Origin of the sequence: Baia soyae (assembly GCF_004341445.1) — a bacterium.
Classification (GTDB): domain Bacteria; phylum Bacillota; class Bacilli; order Thermoactinomycetales; family Thermoactinomycetaceae; genus Baia; species Baia soyae.
In genome coordinates this window covers 1-18454 of the sequence record NZ_SLXV01000051.1, presented here as the reverse complement: position 1 = coordinate 18454, position 18454 = coordinate 1, and the positions used below count along the sequence as shown (strand labels likewise).

Annotated in this window: 20 protein-coding genes; 17 read left to right on the top strand and 3 right to left on the bottom strand. The window is 39.8% G+C overall.

Features of this window, described 5'->3' with window-relative positions; genetic code table 11:
* The first annotated feature begins 208 nt into the window (after positions 1–208).
* The 3 genes from EDD57_RS12880 (at position 209) to EDD57_RS12870 (ending at position 2559) form a co-directional block, all read left to right on the top strand.
* Positions 209–922, top strand: coding sequence for an AAA family ATPase (locus EDD57_RS12880; protein WP_131849826.1), 714 nt, complete (start codon positions 209–211; stop codon positions 920–922).
* 168 nt (positions 923–1090) lie between these two features.
* A complete protein-coding gene (locus EDD57_RS12875) occupies positions 1091–2005 on the top strand; it encodes a TIGR01777 family oxidoreductase (protein ID WP_165873822.1) in 915 nt (304 codons plus the stop codon).
* 41 nt (positions 2006–2046) lie between these two features.
* On the top strand, positions 2047–2559 hold the full coding sequence (locus EDD57_RS12870) for an acyl-CoA thioesterase (RefSeq protein WP_131849824.1): 513 nt from the start codon (positions 2047–2049) through the stop codon (positions 2557–2559).
* Between the two features lie 86 nt (positions 2560–2645).
* On the opposite strand, the gene EDD57_RS12865 is transcribed toward EDD57_RS12870, so the two are convergent.
* Complete coding sequence (locus EDD57_RS12865) at positions 2646–3266, bottom strand: YitT family protein (RefSeq protein ID WP_131849823.1); 621 nt, start codon at positions 3264–3266, stop codon at positions 2646–2648.
* 365 nt (positions 3267–3631) lie between these two features.
* Between EDD57_RS12865 and EDD57_RS12860 the strand changes: the two genes are divergently transcribed.
* From EDD57_RS12860 to EDD57_RS12840, 5 genes are all read left to right on the top strand, one after another.
* Positions 3632–4105, top strand: coding sequence for a DUF2690 domain-containing protein (locus EDD57_RS12860; RefSeq protein WP_424205948.1), 474 nt, complete (start codon positions 3632–3634; stop codon positions 4103–4105).
* Between the two features lie 110 nt (positions 4106–4215).
* On the top strand, positions 4216–4890 hold the full coding sequence (locus tag EDD57_RS12855; RefSeq protein WP_131849822.1) for a response regulator transcription factor: 675 nt from the start codon (positions 4216–4218) through the stop codon (positions 4888–4890).
* Positions 4890–6275, top strand: coding sequence for a sensor histidine kinase (locus tag EDD57_RS12850; protein ID WP_131849821.1), 1386 nt, complete (start codon positions 4890–4892; stop codon positions 6273–6275). Before EDD57_RS12855 ends, EDD57_RS12850 begins: the two co-directional genes overlap by 1 nt.
* Before the next feature lie 74 nt (positions 6276–6349).
* Positions 6350–7453, top strand: coding sequence for an ABC transporter permease (locus tag EDD57_RS12845; RefSeq protein WP_131849820.1), 1104 nt, complete (start codon positions 6350–6352; stop codon positions 7451–7453).
* Positions 7453–8145 (top strand): ABC transporter ATP-binding protein, encoded by a 693-nt coding sequence (locus EDD57_RS12840; protein ID WP_131849819.1) that lies wholly within the window; start codon positions 7453–7455, stop codon positions 8143–8145. The genes EDD57_RS12845 and EDD57_RS12840 overlap by 1 nt, the downstream gene beginning before the upstream one ends.
* Positions 8146–8257: 112 nt before the next feature.
* On the opposite strand, the gene EDD57_RS12835 is transcribed toward EDD57_RS12840, so the two are convergent.
* On the bottom strand, positions 8258–9043 hold the full coding sequence (locus tag EDD57_RS12835; protein ID WP_243649553.1) for an ETX/MTX2 family pore-forming toxin: 786 nt from the start codon (positions 9041–9043) through the stop codon (positions 8258–8260).
* 53 nt (positions 9044–9096) lie between these two features.
* The gene (locus EDD57_RS14525) at positions 9097–9267 is read right to left on the bottom strand and encodes a hypothetical protein (RefSeq protein ID WP_165873821.1); all 171 of its coding nucleotides are present in this window, start codon (positions 9265–9267) and stop codon (positions 9097–9099) included.
* A gap of 22 nt (positions 9268–9289) precedes the next feature.
* Here EDD57_RS14525 and EDD57_RS12830 point away from each other — a divergent pair, with 22 nt between their 5' ends.
* The 9 genes from EDD57_RS12830 to asnB all read left to right on the top strand — a co-directional run bounded on the left by EDD57_RS12830 (position 9290) and on the right by asnB (position 18313).
* Positions 9290–9520 carry a PTS sugar transporter subunit IIB gene (locus EDD57_RS12830; RefSeq protein ID WP_131849817.1) on the top strand — a complete coding sequence of 77 codons (231 nt, stop codon included), beginning with the start codon at positions 9290–9292 and terminating at the stop codon, positions 9518–9520.
* Positions 9521–9875: 355 nt separating this feature from the next.
* Entirely contained in the window at positions 9876–11006 is a 1131-nt protein-coding gene (locus tag EDD57_RS12825) for a conserved virulence factor C family protein (protein ID WP_131849816.1), read from the top strand.
* Positions 11007–11370: 364 nt separating this feature from the next.
* Positions 11371–11790 (top strand): hypothetical protein, encoded by a 420-nt coding sequence (locus EDD57_RS12820; protein WP_131849815.1) that lies wholly within the window; start codon positions 11371–11373, stop codon positions 11788–11790.
* Between the two features lie 19 nt (positions 11791–11809).
* Positions 11810–12154 carry a hypothetical protein gene (locus tag EDD57_RS12815; RefSeq protein WP_131849814.1) on the top strand — a complete coding sequence of 115 codons (345 nt, stop codon included), beginning with the start codon at positions 11810–11812 and terminating at the stop codon, positions 12152–12154.
* Positions 12155–12278: 124 nt separating this feature from the next.
* The gene (locus EDD57_RS12810) at positions 12279–13187 is read left to right on the top strand and encodes a DoxX-like family protein (protein ID WP_131849813.1); all 909 of its coding nucleotides are present in this window, start codon (positions 12279–12281) and stop codon (positions 13185–13187) included.
* A gap of 5 nt (positions 13188–13192) precedes the next feature.
* The gene (locus EDD57_RS12805) at positions 13193–13804 is read left to right on the top strand and encodes a DUF4166 domain-containing protein (RefSeq protein WP_243649551.1); all 612 of its coding nucleotides are present in this window, start codon (positions 13193–13195) and stop codon (positions 13802–13804) included.
* Complete coding sequence (locus EDD57_RS12800; RefSeq protein WP_131849812.1) at positions 13791–15407, top strand: YndJ family protein; 1617 nt, start codon at positions 13791–13793, stop codon at positions 15405–15407. The genes EDD57_RS12805 and EDD57_RS12800 overlap by 14 nt, the downstream gene beginning before the upstream one ends.
* Positions 15408–15486: 79 nt before the next feature.
* Positions 15487–16317 carry a 5'-nucleotidase, lipoprotein e(P4) family gene (locus EDD57_RS12795; RefSeq protein ID WP_131849811.1) on the top strand — a complete coding sequence of 277 codons (831 nt, stop codon included), beginning with the start codon at positions 15487–15489 and terminating at the stop codon, positions 16315–16317.
* A 172-nt stretch (positions 16318–16489) separates the two neighbouring features.
* Positions 16490–18313 carry an asparagine synthase (glutamine-hydrolyzing) gene (gene asnB / locus EDD57_RS12790; RefSeq protein WP_131849810.1) on the top strand — a complete coding sequence of 608 codons (1824 nt, stop codon included), beginning with the start codon at positions 16490–16492 and terminating at the stop codon, positions 18311–18313.
* The last annotated feature ends 141 nt before the right edge of the window (positions 18314–18454 follow it).

Genomic DNA, 18454 nt, shown 5'->3' with positions numbered 1-18454 from the left:
AGCTTCCAATCTAATCTCTATTGAATACTTAGTCATAGAAAAAGCACCTCCAATTGGTGGATTTTTCGTGTCCAACAATTGGGGTGCAGTTCAGTTAGGGTATATTGGCTTTTTTGAAGAAGATGCCCTGATTTATGAGTGGAAAGGTTATGATATGAAGGAGAGCAAGTGAGTTCGACCCGACGATAAATGAAAACGAGGTGAGAACATGTTCCTAAACCGGATTACACTACTACACGATCGCATCTCTTCTTTTCACGAATATCCTTTTTCTATTCCGTATATCAAGCATCTTGACTACATAGATTTGAAGAACCCAGTTACATTTTTTGTGGGAGAGAACGGGTCTGGAAAGTCTACCTTACTAGAAGCAATTGCGGACAAATGTGAATTTAATACTGCGGGTGGAGGCCGGAATAATCAATATGATGTTCATGCATCTGGATCGGCACTTGGAGATTATATAAGCCTTTCTTGGCTCCCTAAAGTCACAAATGGCTTTTTTCTTAGAGCAGAGTCTTTTTATCATTTTGCATCTCATATTGATGAAATAAAGGGAGTAGAGGCTTATGGTGGACGCTCTTTACATGAGCAATCACATGGAGAATCATTTTTATCTCTATTTTTAAATCGATTTAAAGGGAAAGCGATTTATTTATTGGATGAGCCAGAAGCAGCACTATCCCCACAAAGACAGCTTGCTTTCTTGAAAATAGTACATACATTAGCCTCTAAAGGGGATAGTCAATTTATTATTGCGACACATTCCCCCATACTTCTGGGTTATCCAAACGCCACCATTTTAAGCTTTGATCATAGTCACATTAGAGAAATTGAGTATGAAATGACCGATCACTTCCAAGTAACAAAATATTTCTTACAAAATCGAGAGAAGTTCTTACAAGAACTGTTTCAAGAGTAGATCGTCCAGATTGTTTAAAAAACTAACGTTACGCAATAAAAAAGAAAAGAGAGTATAATATGGCAAGGAGTCTCGTCGGGTTGTTGCTAAAACCCCATAGACATGTTCGACGGGTCAATTGGAAACGATAAATCTAACGATTCCAGTAGTGAGAAAGGAAGGATTTGTTTGAAAATCGCCATTACGGGATGCACTGGACTGATTGGTACTGAACTAACTAAGTATTTTAAGGGTCAAGGTGACCATGTTGTTGAAGTGATAAGAGTGAAAAAAGAAGATTCTAACCGTTCTACAATGTATTGGAACCCAGATCAAGGTGTGATGGAGACGGATAAATTGGAAGGGTGTGATGTCTTCATCCATTTAGCTGGAGAGAACATCTCGTCTCGTCGTTGGGATAACAAGCAAAAGGAACGTATTTTAACGAGTCGTACCAGAGGAACTACTGTACTTTGTAATGCATTGTCTCGTTTAAAACAACCTCCCAAAGTGCTTCTTTCGGCATCGGCTATTGGTTATTACGGAAATCACCCTGCTTCTATCACCCTAGATGAACAAAGTACGAAAAGTAATGATTTTCTAGCTGAAGTAATATCGGAGTGGGAGTCTGCTACTCAGCCAGCAAAAGAAGCTGGGGTTCGAGTGGTCCACATGCGCTTTGGTATTGTACTAAGCGAAAAAGGTGGAGCACTAGCCAAGATGTTATTACCGTTTCAGCTAGGAATGGGTGGGAGAATAGGCGATGGTAAGCAGATAATGAGCTGGGTTGCACTTGAAGAGATACCTCTCATTGTCCAATTCTTAATCCAACAAGAGTCTATCACGGGTCCGGTTAATATTGTCAGTCCGTATTCCGTTTCCAACCAAGAATTCACAAATACGTTAGGAAAGGTACTTCATCGCCCTACGATTTTGCCTCTTCCTGCTTTTTTATTGAGAGTTCTCTTTGGAGAAATGGCAGATCCCCTGCTGGTTAATGGTTGTAATGTAATTCCGCGCAAACTTCAAGAAAGTGGATATTCATTTGCCTACCCCCACTTACATAACACGCTTACCCGTATTTTTGGGAATAAAGAGAAGTAGTATCATTTCAACTAGGCATTTGATTGAGAGGTAGATGGAGAATGGAAAAAAGATATGCTCGAGAATCCAGATGTTATAAAACGTCAAGAGTTTTTCCGCCTGATGTAAATAACCATAATACATTGTTTGGTGGGAAACTAATGGCCTATATTGACGATATTGCTTCTATTGCAGCAACGAAACATTGTCGTCGATCTGTTGTTACAGCTTCCACGGATTCTGTTGACTTCTTGCACCCGATCAGACCAACCGATGCGGTTAGCTTGGAGTCTTTTGTGACGTGGACAGGAAAAACATCCATAGAAGTGTTTGTGAAGGTGATCAAGGAAGATTTATTGAGCGGAGAAAGAAAAATCGCAGCTACTTCCTTTCTTACATTCGTTTCCTTGAACGACAATAGGACCCCTATTCCCGTACCATCTGTTGTCCCAGAAACAGAAGAAGAAATGAAGCTGTATGAAACGGCTTCGAGAAGAGCTGAAGCGCGTAGAGTTAGAAGAAAAGAAAGCAGAGAATTTGCTGATTTTCTTATCGTAAATCCGCCTTGGGAATAGGGATCAAATGAAGAAGGCTCTTACCTTGGTTAGTAAGAGCCTATTTTTTATTAATCTGATTAACTTTTGTACTGGACTATCTAAATCTAGTTACTTTCGCTTGAAGTTATCGAGATTCCATCATAGTGATAAATCCATGTAGTAACCTTCCCTGCAATCCCGACGGCAATAATCGTATAGAGAACATGAGGAACAGAAAGATAAAACAACGAGAGCAGGAGAACAAGGGCATCCATGATAAAGAGAGTGGTTCCAATAGAAAGCCCAAATCGTTTACTCAGTAAGAGTCCTAAAATCTCATCTCCACCTGTTGCCCCACCGTAACGTAAGATGACTCCCAATGCTAGACCAGTGACCAAGCCTGAAAGAATCGAGGCGACGATTAACATGTCGGATAAGTCTAGCACAAGGAAGGAATATTGTTCCATGAGGCTGTAAAAAAGGGTGAAAGAGATGGTCATGATCGAGGTGTTAATGATGAGATTCCATTCTTTCCGAACCAATATGAACAAAATAACAGGGATATCTAAGAGAAGAATAGTGGTGGATGGAGAAAGTCCAAAAGCGTATTTTCCCAGCAGGGCTAATCCGAAGAATCCCCCATCTACTAAATGGTTTTGATAGTTTATATGAAAATAGACGAAAGCTAATAGAAATGTTCCCATTAACATGATACAAAGTTTCTGATACGGTATTTTGTTCCGCATACAAATATCCTCTTTTCGTAGTTAGAAAAACGGATGTACTACGAAAGGCAAGATAACTACGGGAGCTTTGACCTTCATCCTGCATTTTTCTTTCGTAGTACATCGTGGAGAACCTGTCTTAACTACGAAAGAAGCTATGTGTATGAGAGGTCATACCGTTTCCAGATGGTGATGCCTGGAGACACAAAAATCCTGATCCCTTCTTATATGGTGTAAAATATGTACCCTTTAATGCAGGTATTTACACCTTAATGAAGAGAGAGAACGAATACTACTTGACAACTACGCTGTTTTAATCAATAATACAAAATATTGAAAATATTTTGGTAGTGGTCAACTATCAATGTAAAAAGGAGAAGATTTTCTTGACTAAAAAAAAGTTTTTGCTCTCTCTATTTCTTTTGTTTACGGGTAGTTTTACGTTTGATCTGGAAGTGTTTGCCGAAAATCATCTTTATGATGGGAAAAACCCCTCGTATAACAATTGCGATGGAAGTGTCGAGACAAAAAGAAGTTCATATCTAAAAGGCCCTGATAACTCTAACATTGGTATCGTAGAGTTGCGATTTAGTAATGCATGTAAAACAGCTTGGGCAAGAATCACGATGTTTAATCCAATCGCCTGGCCTTGGAAAGCGAATGCATATGTAACCCGGAATACAGATGGGAAAAGGTTCAGTTGCGAATCAGCTGGAGGGAATGGGGAAGTGCTTAATGGACAGACATTTTGCTATACGCCTATGGTGTATAATCTAGACCCTAGGACGTCTTATGCTTCTGGCGATTACTATCTCCCTAATAGTGACGCTGTCTTCCAAACACGTACAGATTCATACTGATCAAATAAGCCTCTCAAGGTTGATAGCTTTGAGAGGCTTTAAGCATTTTATATAATAGGGAAACAAAAAGGATTAAAGGGTCCAAAATGCTCGTTAAAAAGGTGGTATCTATGATTCATATCTTAATCGCAGATGATGATGCTCATATATGCGAATTGATTCGGTTTCATCTCCAAAAAGAAGGACTAAACGTGTGGGAAGCTGAGGACGGGGAGGCAGCAATTGAGATTCTAGAGAAACAGAAGATTCATCTAGCTATAATCGATTTGATGATGCCTAAAAAAAATGGATACGAGTTATGTAAAGAGATACGGGATTTTTATGACATCCCCGTTATTATGTTGACAGCTAAAGATCAGCTACAGGATAAAGAAAAAGGATTTGAGTGTGGAACAGATGACTATATCGTCAAGCCGTTCGAGCCAAGAGAGGTGTTATTTCGTGTAAAGGCATTGCTTCGTCGCTATTCAATGGTTCACTCCGACGTGATTACAATTGGTGAAACGATGATCGATCGTAAAAGATATGAGATTCGGTGTAAGGGAAACTCTATCATTCTGCCATTGAAAGAGTTTGAATTATTATCTCAACTAGCAAGTTACCCCAATCGAGTTTTTACGAGGGATGAATTAATTCAATTGGTGTGGGGCTATGATTTTGAAGGAGATGTTCGGACGATTGACGTACATATTAAGCGTTTGCGTGAACGTTTTGAAGCTAAGACAGGTGATTTTACCATTAAAACTGTGCGAGGGATTGGATACAAAATGGAGGTAAGATCCTAGTGAAGACGCTTTATTCTCGATTTACCATCACCACGATCTGCATTATGATCGTCAGTGGATTATTTGCCTTTTTAGGGAGTAATCTCTATTACCAGATCAAGTTAAAATCGTTTAATGATCAAAAGATTACCCAAATGACTCAAACGATTGTTTCGTTTCATCATGATAATCTTGGAATTCCATTAGGTGAATATCTACAACATATCTCTCAGTTAGGTTATCAGATTGCCTTGTTCGATGAACGAAAAGAGCCAACCTTTTTTGGAAAACCTTTTCGGATGAATCATCTCTCCTCCTCCACTATCGATCAGGTTTTACGGGGAGAGGTATATCATGGGATTGAGCAATTCCCTAAAGAGGCATTTGTAACGGGTTTCTTTGATGATGAATTGCGGAACACGATTGGCATGCCGATCGAATTAAATGGCAAGCAACAAGCAGTCTTCCTTCGCCCTGATATTGGTTACCAATTTGGGGAGATGCGGATCTTTTTTGCTGTTCTGATCGCTCTTATTATCGGATTAAGTGTTTTGTTTGTTTTGATCAGTACACATTATGTTGTAAAACCAATCCGAGACCTAACACATGCCACCAAGTTAGTAGCACAGGGTGAATATGATCTCTATTTACCCACTCAGCGTAAAGATGAAATTGGAAAACTAGCTCTTACCTTCTCACAAATGGCACAAAGTGTTAAAAATCTAGATGAAATGAGGCAAGAATTCGTTTCTAATGTGTCTCACGAGATTCAATCGCCACTTACTTCGATTCAAGGATTTACGAAAACGTTGCAGACTGAGAATCTTACTAAAGAGCAGCAACAGCGCTATTTGGAGATTGTGGAGAGTGAAAGCCATCGGTTATCTGTACTGAGCAAACAATTGTTAACCCTCGCATCTTTGGACAAAGAAGGGGGATCTATAGAGAAAACGGATTTTGATCTATCTGATCAGATCAAACAAGTGGTCTTTATGTCCGAATGGCAATGGAGAGAAAAAGACCTAACAATTGAGATGGAGCTTCCTCAGACGATGATTCATGCAGATCCTAAATTACTTTACCAAGTGTGGAGCAACCTGATTATCAATAGTGTAAAGTTCACCAATCCAAATGGCATGGTTGTCGTAAAGATTTTCTCTACCCATTCGAATCAAAAAGAGGTACAAGTGCTGATTGCTGATACGGGAATAGGGATACCTAACGAAAATCTTCCTTCCATTTTTGATCGTTTTTATAAGGTAGATCCAGCGCGGACAAGAAATGAGCATGGAACTGGACTTGGGCTTGCCATTACCAAGAAGATTATAGAGATCCATGGAGGCTCTATTGAAGTTACGAGTCGGGAAGGAAATGGAACTCAATTTCTTATCCGACTCCCTGTGTAACTTTTTATTCATTTGATGTTCATAATTCGTATTTATAATAGAGCCAGATCGTCGCGAAAGAGGAGGAAATCAAGATGTTTCTGGCTCTGAGAGAAATCAAATATTCGAAACTACGGTTCTTGCTCATTGGTATCATCATGATTTTGATCACATGGTTAGTATTTCTTATATCGGGTTTAGCAAATGGATTGTCTTCAGAAAATGCTTCTTCCTTTCAAAATATAGAAGCAACTCATTTTATCGTTCAGCCCAATGCAGATAAAAAGCTAAGTCGCTCTCGAATCTCAGAAGATAAATGGGCTGAGATTCAAAAGCTCTCTAGCCCTGGAGGAGTAACACCATTTGGTCAAAAGATGCTTTCTATCGTGAAGCAGGGAACAGATCACAAGATTGATATTGCTGTCTTTGCTACCGATGCAAATGGATTCCTAGCCCCTGATGTCATAGAAGGGAAAAAACTAAGGAATGATGCAAAAAATGAAGTGGTTGTCGATCAATCTCTTAGTGAGAAAGGAATTCACATAGGTGATTGGATTCAAGATCCTGACACCGATCAAAAGTGGCAGGTAGTTGGTTTTACAAGAGGACAGATGTATAGTCACTCCCCTGTTGTGTTTATGAATTTACACGATTGGCAGACCATCGCGATGAGGCAAACCGCTGAAACAACCACCTATTATAATGCAATTTCCGTAAGAATGGATTCATCCCAGATAAATGTACTTCAAAGCAAAGTAAAAGATATCGATATCATTTCAAAAGAGGATGCCTTGCAAAATATCCCTGGATATAAAGAAGAGCAGAGTACATTAAATATGATGATGGTATTTTTATTTGTTATTGCTTCCTTTGTGCAAGCTGTGTTTTTTTACGTTATCACCCTTCAAAAAACGAGCATGTATGGTGTCTTAAAAGCAATCGGAGCCAATACAGCGAAGCTTACCCGAAGTCTAGTTGTGCAAATGTTGTTTATTATTGCGTTGGTCATCATGTGTAGCATAGGACTTTCCTATGGTGCTCAAGCTCTTATTTCACCCAGTGTTCCATTCCAACTAGAAATCGGAACGATGGTTTTGTTCTCAGGATTGTTTTTCGTTGTCTCGATCATTGGGTCTCTGTTATCGCTCTATCAGATTTTAAAAATTGATGCAGTCGAAGCAATTGGGAGGGTGGACTAATGAGTGGAAAAGTCGTATTGGAGAATATCAGCAAATGGTATGGAGAAGGTGATACATTCGTTAAGGCAGTGGACCAGGTTTCTCTCCACGTCAACAAAGGGGAGTTTATCGCGATTATGGGCCCATCGGGTTCAGGGAAAAGCACCTTGCTATCGATTATGGGAGCCTTGCTGTCACCTAGTGAGGGTCGCTTCCTTCTCGATAATCAAGATGTAACGAAACTTACCAAAAATGAGATGGCACAAGTTCGCTTAGAGAAAATCGGATTTATCTTCCAATCTTCTAATCTCGTTTCGTTCTTATCTGTACGAGATCAACTATTGCTTGTGTCCAAGTTGGCCGGAAAGAAAGAAAAGGAAGCCAAACAAAAATCAGATCAGTTGCTCGAGCGAATGGGCTTGTTTCATCGTCGAAACTATTATCCAGAGCAGTTATCGGGTGGAGAGAAACAGCGTGTTGCCATTGCCCGGGCGTGGATGAATGATCCCGAGCTGATCCTCGCTGACGAACCCACAGCCAGTCTTGACTCCAAACGGGGCCGGGACATCGTAGAAATGATCGCCAAAGAAGTAAAATTACGAGGTAAATCGGCCATTATGGTTACTCATGATGAACGAGTACTTGATCTATGTGACCGAGTATGGAAGATTAAGGATGGACAATTAAGTGAGCATGTTACAGCTCATGTATGAATAGAGAGGGCATGCTGTTAGCTTAATGCCCACAGGGTAAAATCAAAAGCGAAGTCCATTTTGAGGACTTCGCTTTTTTGATGTACCATGACCATGGAAACATGGATTGATATTAAAATAATTCTTTGAGTGTACCCTTATTCACTCGTTCTTCATATGTTTTTAAGGACATTTTACGTGGTGCAGCTTTTCCGTTAATAGGGGTTACTTCTACATCAACTGTTTGATAATGCCCGCCTACTCCACTATATGATGATTCTACTGTAGCGAAAACCTTATTATTTTGTTCGTCATAATCATAACCATAGCTTGGGCCTGGTCCAGGAGCTCCAGGTCCTGGGAGATCTTTACTATATTTAAATACATCAGCTACAGAGATGGTTTTCGTTTCTTCATTACCGCTACCTAGATTGGCAACATTGATTGTTATATTACCTTCTACTTCGGCTCTTCCAGACATTACACCCGAGAAAGTTGCATTCTGTACTCTACCAATATACTTTGTGATATATCCTTTTGCACAAATAACACTTTGAGCTGGGAATATGATATTTGTATCCTTAGTTGTTGTATTGGAGCTTGTATGCTCATAGGAAAACTCAGTACTGGTAGTTACCTCTGTTCCACCAGCAGCTGTGAAAGGAATTTCCACAGCTACTTTGGCTTTTACCGATGCTCCTAGTTTAGCCCCTTCTTTATTGGAATAGGTAAAACTCTCAGAGGTTTTCGTTTGTTTTTCTACTGTCTTTTGGGTTTGATCACGATCTGAACCGTTACGGTAAACTAATAATTCAAGGTCACCTGCATCGGAATATGAATCTGCCTTCGCAGTCGTACTGAATTGTTCGCCTGTGTAATTGTATTTTAGTCCATTAAAATCTGGATTTTTCCCATAAATGGCAGCATAGTTTGCATGATCTCGATTAGCTAAGGCATGTACAATCCTTTTTTCTATCGAAAATTTAAGTCCATCTGCACTTTTGTTTTGAATGGTACTTTTTTTTGGGAGGTTGAAGCTTTAGGCGTTGTTTTTGAGTTTGTTGCTGCAAAAGAATAGGTGGGGCTTGTGAATAAGATACATGCAATCGGAATTCCAATAACTAATTTTTTATACTTACTCATAATGTAAACCACTCCTTTTATTATGTTACCTCAGCTCGATTTATATAGCGAATTTGGAAATACATTATCGATTGTGCCGGAAGAAGTAGTAGATATCCAGACATGCGATATTCAAAAGCTTGGGGTAGATTGTATTGTAACAACTGTCCCGTTAGTAAATATGGAGATACCTGTTATTCAAATATCAGTAATCCCAACTAGACGAGAATTAGACAATGTTAAAGAATTATTAGATAAACAGGAAGTGAATTGATTTATAAGAAAGGGGAATAAATGTAATCTGTATCAATATCAATTATAAACTCAACTTCTATCTCACTGTCATAGGGAATCAGCTCAAAGTTATGAAGTCTACAAACCCGTCCAATATCTTAGATTCTATTACCCTCACTATCTTAACATAATTTTAGTAGTAACTATTTAAAGGGAATAAAAGGATTTGCCTTCTAGTATCCATATCCAACGAGACTACGATCCCAGAGGATTCGCATACAGAGCTGAACCTATGGGATCTATAGATTTCAGCTGGCTTGTCCAGTACTGCTAGTCTATAATCGGAACATATAAGATGAATTACTCAGAGGTTTCCTACATAAGGGGTGAATGGAATGAAAATCGTAGCGATTGAACCAACTCCAAGTCCGAATGTGATGAAGTTAATAATAGAGCCTTCGCTTACAAATGGTATTAGTTATAACTTCCGAAAAGATCAGGAACAATCGGCTCCTGAGCATATCCGCAAGCTATTAGCCGTTGAAGGTGTGAAGGCTATCTTCCAAGTGGCAGACTTTATTAGTGTGGAACGTCATCCCAAAGTAGACTGGAAACAAATCCTACCGGATGTACAACGTCTGTTTGGATCGCAGGAGGAGCTTGCCGATGATTCGAAGGTTCAGCTTGCGGATCAAGCGTTTGCAGAAGTAAAAGTCGAGATCCAAAAATTAAAAGGGATTCCGATTCAAGTGAAGCTAACTAGAGGTACTGAGGAGAAACGGTTTGGCTTACCTGAGCGGTTTACCACATCCATGATGGCGATTCAAAAAGGGGTTTCCAATTACGTTTATGAACGGAGATGGCTCGAACAGAGTCCGCGATATGGTGATTTACAGGGGATCGGCGCGCAATTGGTGGAAGAGCTAGTTGCGGCGTATTCTGAGAAGCGTTTATCAATGCTAGTGGATTTTGCCCTTCATCCAGAGGTTTACCAAAAGGATAAAACTACCTTTTCGACGGAGCAGGTAAGAGCTGATTTTTCTTCCTCTGAATGGGAAGTTCGCTTTGCTGCTCTTGATCAATGGGAAGTAGCGATAGATGGACTGGATATCTTAGAGAAAGCAATCGAGGATCCTCAAACCTCCATCCGACGACAAGCTACAGTCATCTTGGGGCAATTAGAAGATGACCGGGTGTTTCCCCTGCTGATGCGAGCACTTGAAGACTCTTCGGCAGTAGTGCGAAGAACTGTTGGAGATACGCTATCTGATTTAGGGAATCCTGTCGCCATTCCAGCCATGTGCAAAGCCCTATCCGATCGGAATAAACTCGTTCGTTGGCGTGCTGCGCGTTATTTGTTTGAAGTGGGTGATGTTACAGCCATCCCAGCTTTACAAAAAGCGATTCACGATGAAGAATTTGAGGTGCAATTACAAGCTCAGATTGCTTTAAAGCGGATCGAAAGCGGGGAAGAAGCAAGTGGAACCGTCTGGCAACAGATGATGCGTGAGATGAGTGAGAAGTAATGAATTGCCAGCTTATAGAGATGATCGTACTTGGAATTGGTAAGTGTGATATTTTCGTTGATAAACAATCTGGTCATTTTTAGACTAATAGTGAATTAATGAAAGGGAGAGTTGCTAATTTAAATTAGCAACTCTCCCTTTCATTATTCCGCCCAGTCTTTGAAAATAGAGATGATTTCATCAAAATTGCCAGGTCTATCATATACTTCATTCCCTGATAGATCTAAAATTAATTACTTTTTTATATAAAAAGCGTTAAAATATATATTGTAATATTTTTTATAAAATATGTGGTTATTTTTCTCAAAGAAATGGGAAGTACGTAGAAAGATACTTTACTAAAAACATGTAGGGAGAAGATAAGATGATTGTTGGAAAAAGTGCGGTACGTAGCCTATGTAATGAAGTGGATAAAGTAGTTCGTGAGATTGACCAAATTACACAATCGCACATTGACCGTACAGCGGATAAGATTGATGCGGAATTAAATTCTTGCGCACGCGAGTTGACTAATGCTCAAAATACAATAGGCCAAATTAAACCGCTTGTCGATCGCCTTGTGCAACAAGTAGGTGGAAATGCTCCTGACCATGTGCAGGTGCTTGTGGGTTCTATCTGCACCGAGATTATGTCCAAGGTGACGGGTGTGGGTGCCAATCTATTAGAGGTTCAAAGGAATGTAAAAGATGTGGACAAGTATACGGACGAAATTGATAGCTTAACAGATAAGATTGATGAACTAACAGATAAGATTGATAATATCACGGATCGCTATCAGAACTAATTTTAGAGGAGAATGTAACATGAGTGATTACTCACCAAAACCTACACCAAACTATATGTCATCAGACTGGGGACAGTTACATACGAAAACAGCGGCTCTGAATATTGATCATATAGCTGATAAAGCAACTTTTGCGATTCAGGTACTGGAGTCTACCGTAAAAGCATTTGATTCCATTGAAAAGGAGATTGTGGATGCTTCTAATGCTACTACTCCTATCACACGGGAGGGATTGCGAGCATTCTCCTTTCGGATTGATGCCCAGCAACAGCAATTAATGCAGGGAATCCAACATCTGAAACAGATGATGACTGATATAGATAAAGCAACAGATAGTATTCAACAACAAAAAACAGGTTGGTAATGTAACATCCCAATAGCCTGAACTACGTCATTTATCATAAGTGGCGTAGTTTTTTTGTGGATATCAAATACATTATTGTTCATTTTTTCACAATCTATGATAAGATACAGAAGAGGTGAGGAAAGTGAAGAATACACCTATTTATGTTGAGATATCAATTGATTCTGATATCGAAGAAGTTTGGAAAGCGACTCAAGAACCTCATTTACATGAGAAATGGGATCTTCGGTTTTCATCGATCACTTATTTACCACGAGTAGATAACCAGCCTCAAGAGTTTACATACTGTACGAATATTGGGTTTGGGAAGAAGGTCGTCGGTTGGGGCAGGAGTGTAGGAGAGTTTCATTTAGAAGATGGTTCGAGAACTTCCTCTTTGCATTTCGGTACAGAGCAAGCTATTTCCATTATCCGAGAGGGTAAGGGATATTGGAAGTATCGACCACAACCAGAATCTGTCTTGTTTCTAACGCAGTATGATTATCAAGTCAATTTTGGACGTTTAGGACGATGGTTTGATCAGCTTATTTTTCGACCGATGATCGGATGGGCCACTGCTCTGAGTTTTGACGTGTTAAAAAGGTGGCTAGAAAAAGGAGAGAATCCAGCCAGTCAATTTATTCGGTTTTTCAGTTACTGGCTTATGACGATCTTGTTTAGTGGGATCTGGGTTTTTCATGGGCTTGTGCCAAAGATCTATGCGATGCACCCAGAAGAAATAACGATGATGAGAGATGCTTTTCCAATGGATCTTTCTATGGCTAAAGGCTTGTTAATAACTATGGGGATTTTTGAAATTTTGCTGGGATTATGTTGGATATTTTATAAGCAACGAAAGCAGTTATTTAGATTACAGGCCTTATTATTTCCGCTTTTTATGCTAGTTGTATTAATAGCCAGTCCAAGCTATATTGCCCATCCGTTTAGTCCGCTTACCTTTCAGCTGAGTCTCTGGGTCCTTTCAATTATAGGTTTGTGGATCAGTCATGATGTGCCGACTGCGAGTAGTTGCAAAAGAAGGAGGACCGGGTAATCAAGATGTCTATCTACAGACAAATGTTAGGGGAAGAGTTTCATGCTCTCCACCCAATGCTTCAAAAAAGGTACGAAATTTCCAAAGGGTCATTATATGCATCAGGAACGATGAAAGAAATGAAAACAGGTAAAAGGTGGCTTGCTCCACTACTTCGACTCGGAACACGATGTAAACTTATGTTTCCGGAACAAGGAAAACATATCCCCTTCACACTGGCGAATGTGTGTCGGATTGGAAGGAATGGAGAACAACAAATTCATTGGGAACGTATTTTTTATTTTAATGGGAAAAGACGATATTTTAATGCACTCATGAGCTTTGATCCTGACCGGAAAATAGTAAAAGATTATCTAGGAGAACCAAGTATTTTATATTCTGATTTGATCTTTCGTGTCGGGATGAATGGAGACTTACATATACAGTCCGATCGGCAGAGATTAGTATGTGGAAAATGGGAGATTCTGTTACCGAAATGGTTACAAGGCATAGCAAATGTAAAAGAATCCTACATAGAAGAGAAAGATGCTTTTTCGATTCAATTAGAGGTGCGAAATCCTCTTGTCGGAGTTATTTTTGCTTACGAAGGAGAGTTCCGAATCGATGAAAATAAGTAAACATATATTCTGGCATCTTGCGTTGTTTTCTGTGGCGGTGTGTTTTGGAGAGCATTCGTGGTATTTTCTACTACTTACTGCTGCGCAACTGATCTTTGTTCCTCTTGTGTTGCATTTGGTCACAGAGAAAAACTCTTGGTTTGCACGTGTATATCCGTATATAGCGTACCCGGCTTTTTTTGCTATTGTGATGTTACATGTAACTGAGCAGACAAAATGGGATGCAGGGCTGGCAGGAATTTATCTAGGTTTTACGATTGTGGTGTCATTGTATGGCTTTACACGATTTTTTAAGCGTGGGTTTGCGTATCTAGAAGAATGCTCTATCGATTTAGGAATGATGTACCTATGGATAGGCGGGGCTTGGTACTTTGCTCATGAAGCGAATTTAGAGACCGGCTTTTCTCCGATTATTCGCTGGCTAACGGGAATTCATTTTCACTATTCTTCGTTTTTGCTCTTGATTTTTGCGGGTTTCCTAGGGAGAAGGATTCAGCAATCCCCTCTCTATAAACTTGTATGTGGTGTGATCTTTGTATCTCCGATCATGGTGGCTCTAGGGATTACCTTTTCCAGATGGCTGGAGTTAGTCTCTGTTTTATTTTATATCGTTGGAATTTATGGTTTGATTTATCTTTCCTTCCGAGAAAAATTTGCTAATCATTTTCAAAGATGGGCGATTCGAAGCTCTTTTTCTGCGGTGGGAATCTCGATTCTCTTTTCTCTCATTTATGCGTTAGGGAATGTTTGGGGAGCTTATCGAATTACCATTGACTTTATGATTGCTTTCCACGGAGTTACAAATAGTGTAGGATTTGCGTTTCTTGGCTTGGTGGGTTGGATGTCTCATACTCCAGAATCTCATTTCACAGGGTGGAACTTTCCCATGAGTCGCATTCGGGGTGGGCGTAAAACCGGAGATGAGCTCCTCCAACAGATTGTTGATTTAAATAAAGAAACACCGAAAGGGCTTGTCGATGATGTGCAATTATTTACGCCTGATATAGATTTATCCTTACTAGCCCCAACGATTTCTGACTTTTACCAGCACACGGAGCGGTATCGTTTGATAGCGAAAGTTCGTTGGAGCCTTTGGTTTTATCCATTTGCCTTCATCTATCGCTTCTTTAGTAGGCGATTTCAACAGTTGAATTTGCCTATTTCTAGCAAGCCAGTTGAGATGGTAGGGAATCTATCACCTATTTTAGAAGAATTAGATGGTAGGCGGGAGCCGAGGGCTTGGCTTAGAAAAATGGGAGAAGAGACTGTGTTTGTAGCACTGTATTCGTACTATCAAAGCCAAAGCCAAGGACGAACTTATATGAATATAGCATTACCGTTACCAGGTTCCGCGATGATTGGGATTCTTGAGTGGAAACAGATGGGACGTGATTTGCAAATTACAAGCGAAGCCTCAACTCCTTCTTCAGATTCAGGGATTTATCTGACTTGGAAGAAGTCTACTTGGAAGCTACCTTTACGAGAGCAGTTTTGGGTGAGAGAGGTGGAACCCGGTAGGCTGGAAGCTGATCATAAAATGTGGATTTTTGGGATTCCCTTTTTAAGGGTTGAGTATGAGATTAAGAGTAACTATGGTAAATAATATTTCCATAAATTTACACAAACAGATAGATGATGTATAGTAAATACGTACTAAAAGTGTATGAGGAGTGGGATAAGGAATGAATCGTATGATGAAAGCAAGCATGGTGATGGTGCTCGCTAGTGTTTCTTTAGTGGGATGTCAAACACCAAAACAGGACGTGAAACAAGAGAAAGCCAATGGAGTTGCTTTGAGCGAACAACAGGTAATGGCGAATGTGTGGTTTCAAACAGCGGGTGAAACGAAAGCTCTCTACTACCAAGGATATAACATTGGAAAAATGAGATTAGATGAGGCTTTGAAAAAGAAAACACAGAAAAAGCCTGCCATTGTATTAGATTTGGATGAGACGGTGCTGGATAATAGTCCGTATCAAGCGATGACTTCAAAAGAAGGTAAAAAATATCCTGATAAATGGGATGATTGGATTCAAGCTGCAAAGGCAGAAGGATTACCTGGAGCAGTTCCTTTTTTACAGTATGCCAATGAAAAAGGTGTCTCGATCTATTACATATCGAACCGCAAACAAAAGAATCAACTAGAGGCAACCATTAAGAACTTAAAGAATTTGGGAGTCCCACAAGCTGATGCAGATCATGTTCTGTTACAAGCCGAGAATGAAAAAGGAAAGGATGAGCGGAGAAAGAAAGTCACAGCAGAACGAGAAATCGTCCTTTTCTTTGGCGATAATTTATCTGATTTCCAAGCCTTCGATCAAAAAAATGTAAAAGATCGAAATCAAGCAGTAGAACATGTTCGTTCGTCATTTGGAGAGAAATTTATCGTTTTTCCAAATCCGATGTACGGGGATTGGGAGTCGGCAGTATACCAGTATGATTCTAAAAAATCGGATGCTGATAAAGACAAGGCTCGCAAAGATGCGATGCATACATTTGAATACAACAAATAAGCTTGGAAGTCCAAGGCCTACAAATTGTAGGTCTTTTCTTTTTCCTATTAATTGAGTGGTAATCTACATAAAAATAAACAAATTTATTATTCATAATAGGAGGATTTATTTATTTGTATATAGAATTAATTCTAAAGTTTCACAAGATAAAATAAATGCAGGCGGTGAAAATATGTGTGGAATTACGGGCTGGATTGATTGGGAAAGAGATCTTACCAAAGAGGGTCAGATAGTACAGAAAATGGTCGATACCATGATAGATCGAGGACCTGATGCAGGAGGAGTATGGCTATCGCCTCGAGCGGCTTTAGGGCACAGGAGGTTATCTGTCATCGACATTGATGGTGGGGCTCAGCCTATGAAACGAACCATCGCTGATAAAAATTATGTTCTAACGTATAGTGGTGAAATTTACAATTTTATGGAGTTGCGAAATGAATTGATGCAACGTGGTTATCATTTTACAACTCGCTCCGATACAGAGGTTCTTTTGTTTTCCTTTATGGAATGGGGTAAGAATTGCGTGGACCGATTAAATGGTATTTTTGCTTTTGCCATTTGGGACGAAGAACGTGAAGAGTTATTTTTAGTGAGAGATCGGCTCGGAGTAAAGCCACTCTACTACGCAGTTCGTGGGAGTGCTATTTTATTCGGTTCCGAACCTAAAGCTTTGTTAGCCAACCCACTTGTTCAACCAGAAGTAGATGAGAAAGGATTGGCTGAAATTTTCTTAATGACGTGTCGTACACCGGGTCAAGGGTTTTACAAGGATGTCCATGAACTACGAGCCGGGCACACGATTAGTTTTCAAAGAATGGGCTCTAAGATGACCCAATATTGGAAACTACAAAGCGCTCCTCATCTATACGATGTAGAAGAAACAGCTCAGCATATACGGGAGCTCATGTTTGATATTGTGGGTAGGCAACTAGTCTCTGATGTTCCGATTTGTACGTTGCTATCTGGTGGAGTGGATTCAAGTGCTGTTACTTCTATCGCATCTCAGATCTTGAAAGAAAAAGGGGAGAATGTTCATACGTATTCGATTGACTTTAAAGATAGTAGTGACCACTTTGAAAAATCAGAGATCCACACGGGTCTGGATGCTCCGTTTGTAAAAACGATGGCGGATTATTTAAAGAGTGATCATCATGATGTTGTATTGGATACACCTGATTTAATCTCAGATTTTTTGACCCCTTTATACGCTCGTGATTTCCCAGCTCTAGGTGATATAGATACCTCTATTTTCCTTCTGTTTAAAGCAATTAAGCAGAAAGCAAGCGTTGCCTTGTCTGGAGAGTCTTCGGATGAACTGTTTGGTGGTTATCCTTGGTTCCATTCTCCTGAACCAACTGAATTTCAAGCATTACCATGGTTGTACAGAACTGATTTTGTAGGACTGTTGTCTCCTGAGTTACATGAACAGATCAGGCCGAAAGAGTACATTTTTGACCATTACCAAAAAGCGATTGCAGAAGTTCCTTATTTGCCGGGTGAAAATGATCGGGATCGTAGACTACGTGAGCTATTTTATCTGAATCTCGTATATTTCTTACCGGTATTGTTAGATCGAAAAGATCGAATGAGTATGGCAGTTGGATTAGAGGTGAGAGTGCCGTTTTGTGACCATCGGTTAATGGAATACGGATGGAATATTCCTTGGGAAATGAAGAACACAGGGGGGATGGAAAAAGGTATTTTACGAAAAGCTTTGAAAGGTTTGCTACCTGAAGAGGTTTTATATCGTAAAAAGAGTGCGTACCCTATCTCATATAATCCTTCGTACGTTTTGGAAATGCGTACTCGAATGGAGAGTATCTTACAGGATTCCAGCTCGCCGGTTTTGCCCTTCATTGACAGAGAAAAACTAGCCTCCATGGTAAGAGGAGCAAATAGTGACATACACTTAATTCATGGACCGGTCCGTGCATTTGAGTATTTCATTCAAGTCAATACATGGCTGAAGGAATATAAAGTTCGTATAGCTGTGTGAATGGTTCATTCTATTAAAATCAAAACCTCCCAATGAAGAGGGAGGTTTTCAGACTGCAGACAAACCTCTTCTGAACAACAAGTTTAGAAGAGGTTTTTGTGTGAATTGACTCAAATATCGTTTATGGCGATGGTTTCTCCA

What these genes read in the sequence shown, in the direction of transcription:
- EDD57_RS12880 (WP_131849826.1), top strand. Translation starts at nt 209, where the DNA reads ATGTTCCTAAACCGGATTACACTACTACACGATCGCATCTCTTCTTTT.
- EDD57_RS12870 (WP_131849824.1), top strand. Translation starts at nt 2,047, where the DNA reads ATGGAAAAAAGATATGCTCGAGAATCCAGATGTTATAAAACGTCAAGA.
- EDD57_RS12865 (WP_131849823.1), bottom strand. Translation starts at nt 3,266, where the DNA reads ATGCGGAACAAAATACCGTATCAGAAACTTTGTATCATGTTAATGGGA.
- EDD57_RS12855 (WP_131849822.1), top strand. Translation starts at nt 4,216, where the DNA reads ATGATTCATATCTTAATCGCAGATGATGATGCTCATATATGCGAATTG.
- EDD57_RS12845 (WP_131849820.1), top strand. Translation starts at nt 6,350, where the DNA reads ATGTTTCTGGCTCTGAGAGAAATCAAATATTCGAAACTACGGTTCTTG.
- EDD57_RS12840 (WP_131849819.1), top strand. Translation starts at nt 7,453, where the DNA reads ATGAGTGGAAAAGTCGTATTGGAGAATATCAGCAAATGGTATGGAGAA.
- EDD57_RS14525 (WP_165873821.1), bottom strand. Translation starts at nt 9,267, where the DNA reads ATGAGTAAGTATAAAAAATTAGTTATTGGAATTCCGATTGCATGTATC.
- EDD57_RS12830 (WP_131849817.1), top strand. Translation starts at nt 9,290, where the DNA reads ATGTTACCTCAGCTCGATTTATATAGCGAATTTGGAAATACATTATCG.
- EDD57_RS12825 (WP_131849816.1), top strand. Translation starts at nt 9,876, where the DNA reads ATGAAAATCGTAGCGATTGAACCAACTCCAAGTCCGAATGTGATGAAG.
- EDD57_RS12820 (WP_131849815.1), top strand. Translation starts at nt 11,371, where the DNA reads ATGATTGTTGGAAAAAGTGCGGTACGTAGCCTATGTAATGAAGTGGAT.
- EDD57_RS12815 (WP_131849814.1), top strand. Translation starts at nt 11,810, where the DNA reads ATGAGTGATTACTCACCAAAACCTACACCAAACTATATGTCATCAGAC.
- EDD57_RS12805 (WP_243649551.1), top strand. Translation starts at nt 13,193, where the DNA reads ATGTCTATCTACAGACAAATGTTAGGGGAAGAGTTTCATGCTCTCCAC.
- EDD57_RS12800 (WP_131849812.1), top strand. Translation starts at nt 13,791, where the DNA reads ATGAAAATAAGTAAACATATATTCTGGCATCTTGCGTTGTTTTCTGTG.
- EDD57_RS12795 (WP_131849811.1), top strand. Translation starts at nt 15,487, where the DNA reads ATGAATCGTATGATGAAAGCAAGCATGGTGATGGTGCTCGCTAGTGTT.
- asnB (WP_131849810.1), top strand. Translation starts at nt 16,490, where the DNA reads ATGTGTGGAATTACGGGCTGGATTGATTGGGAAAGAGATCTTACCAAA.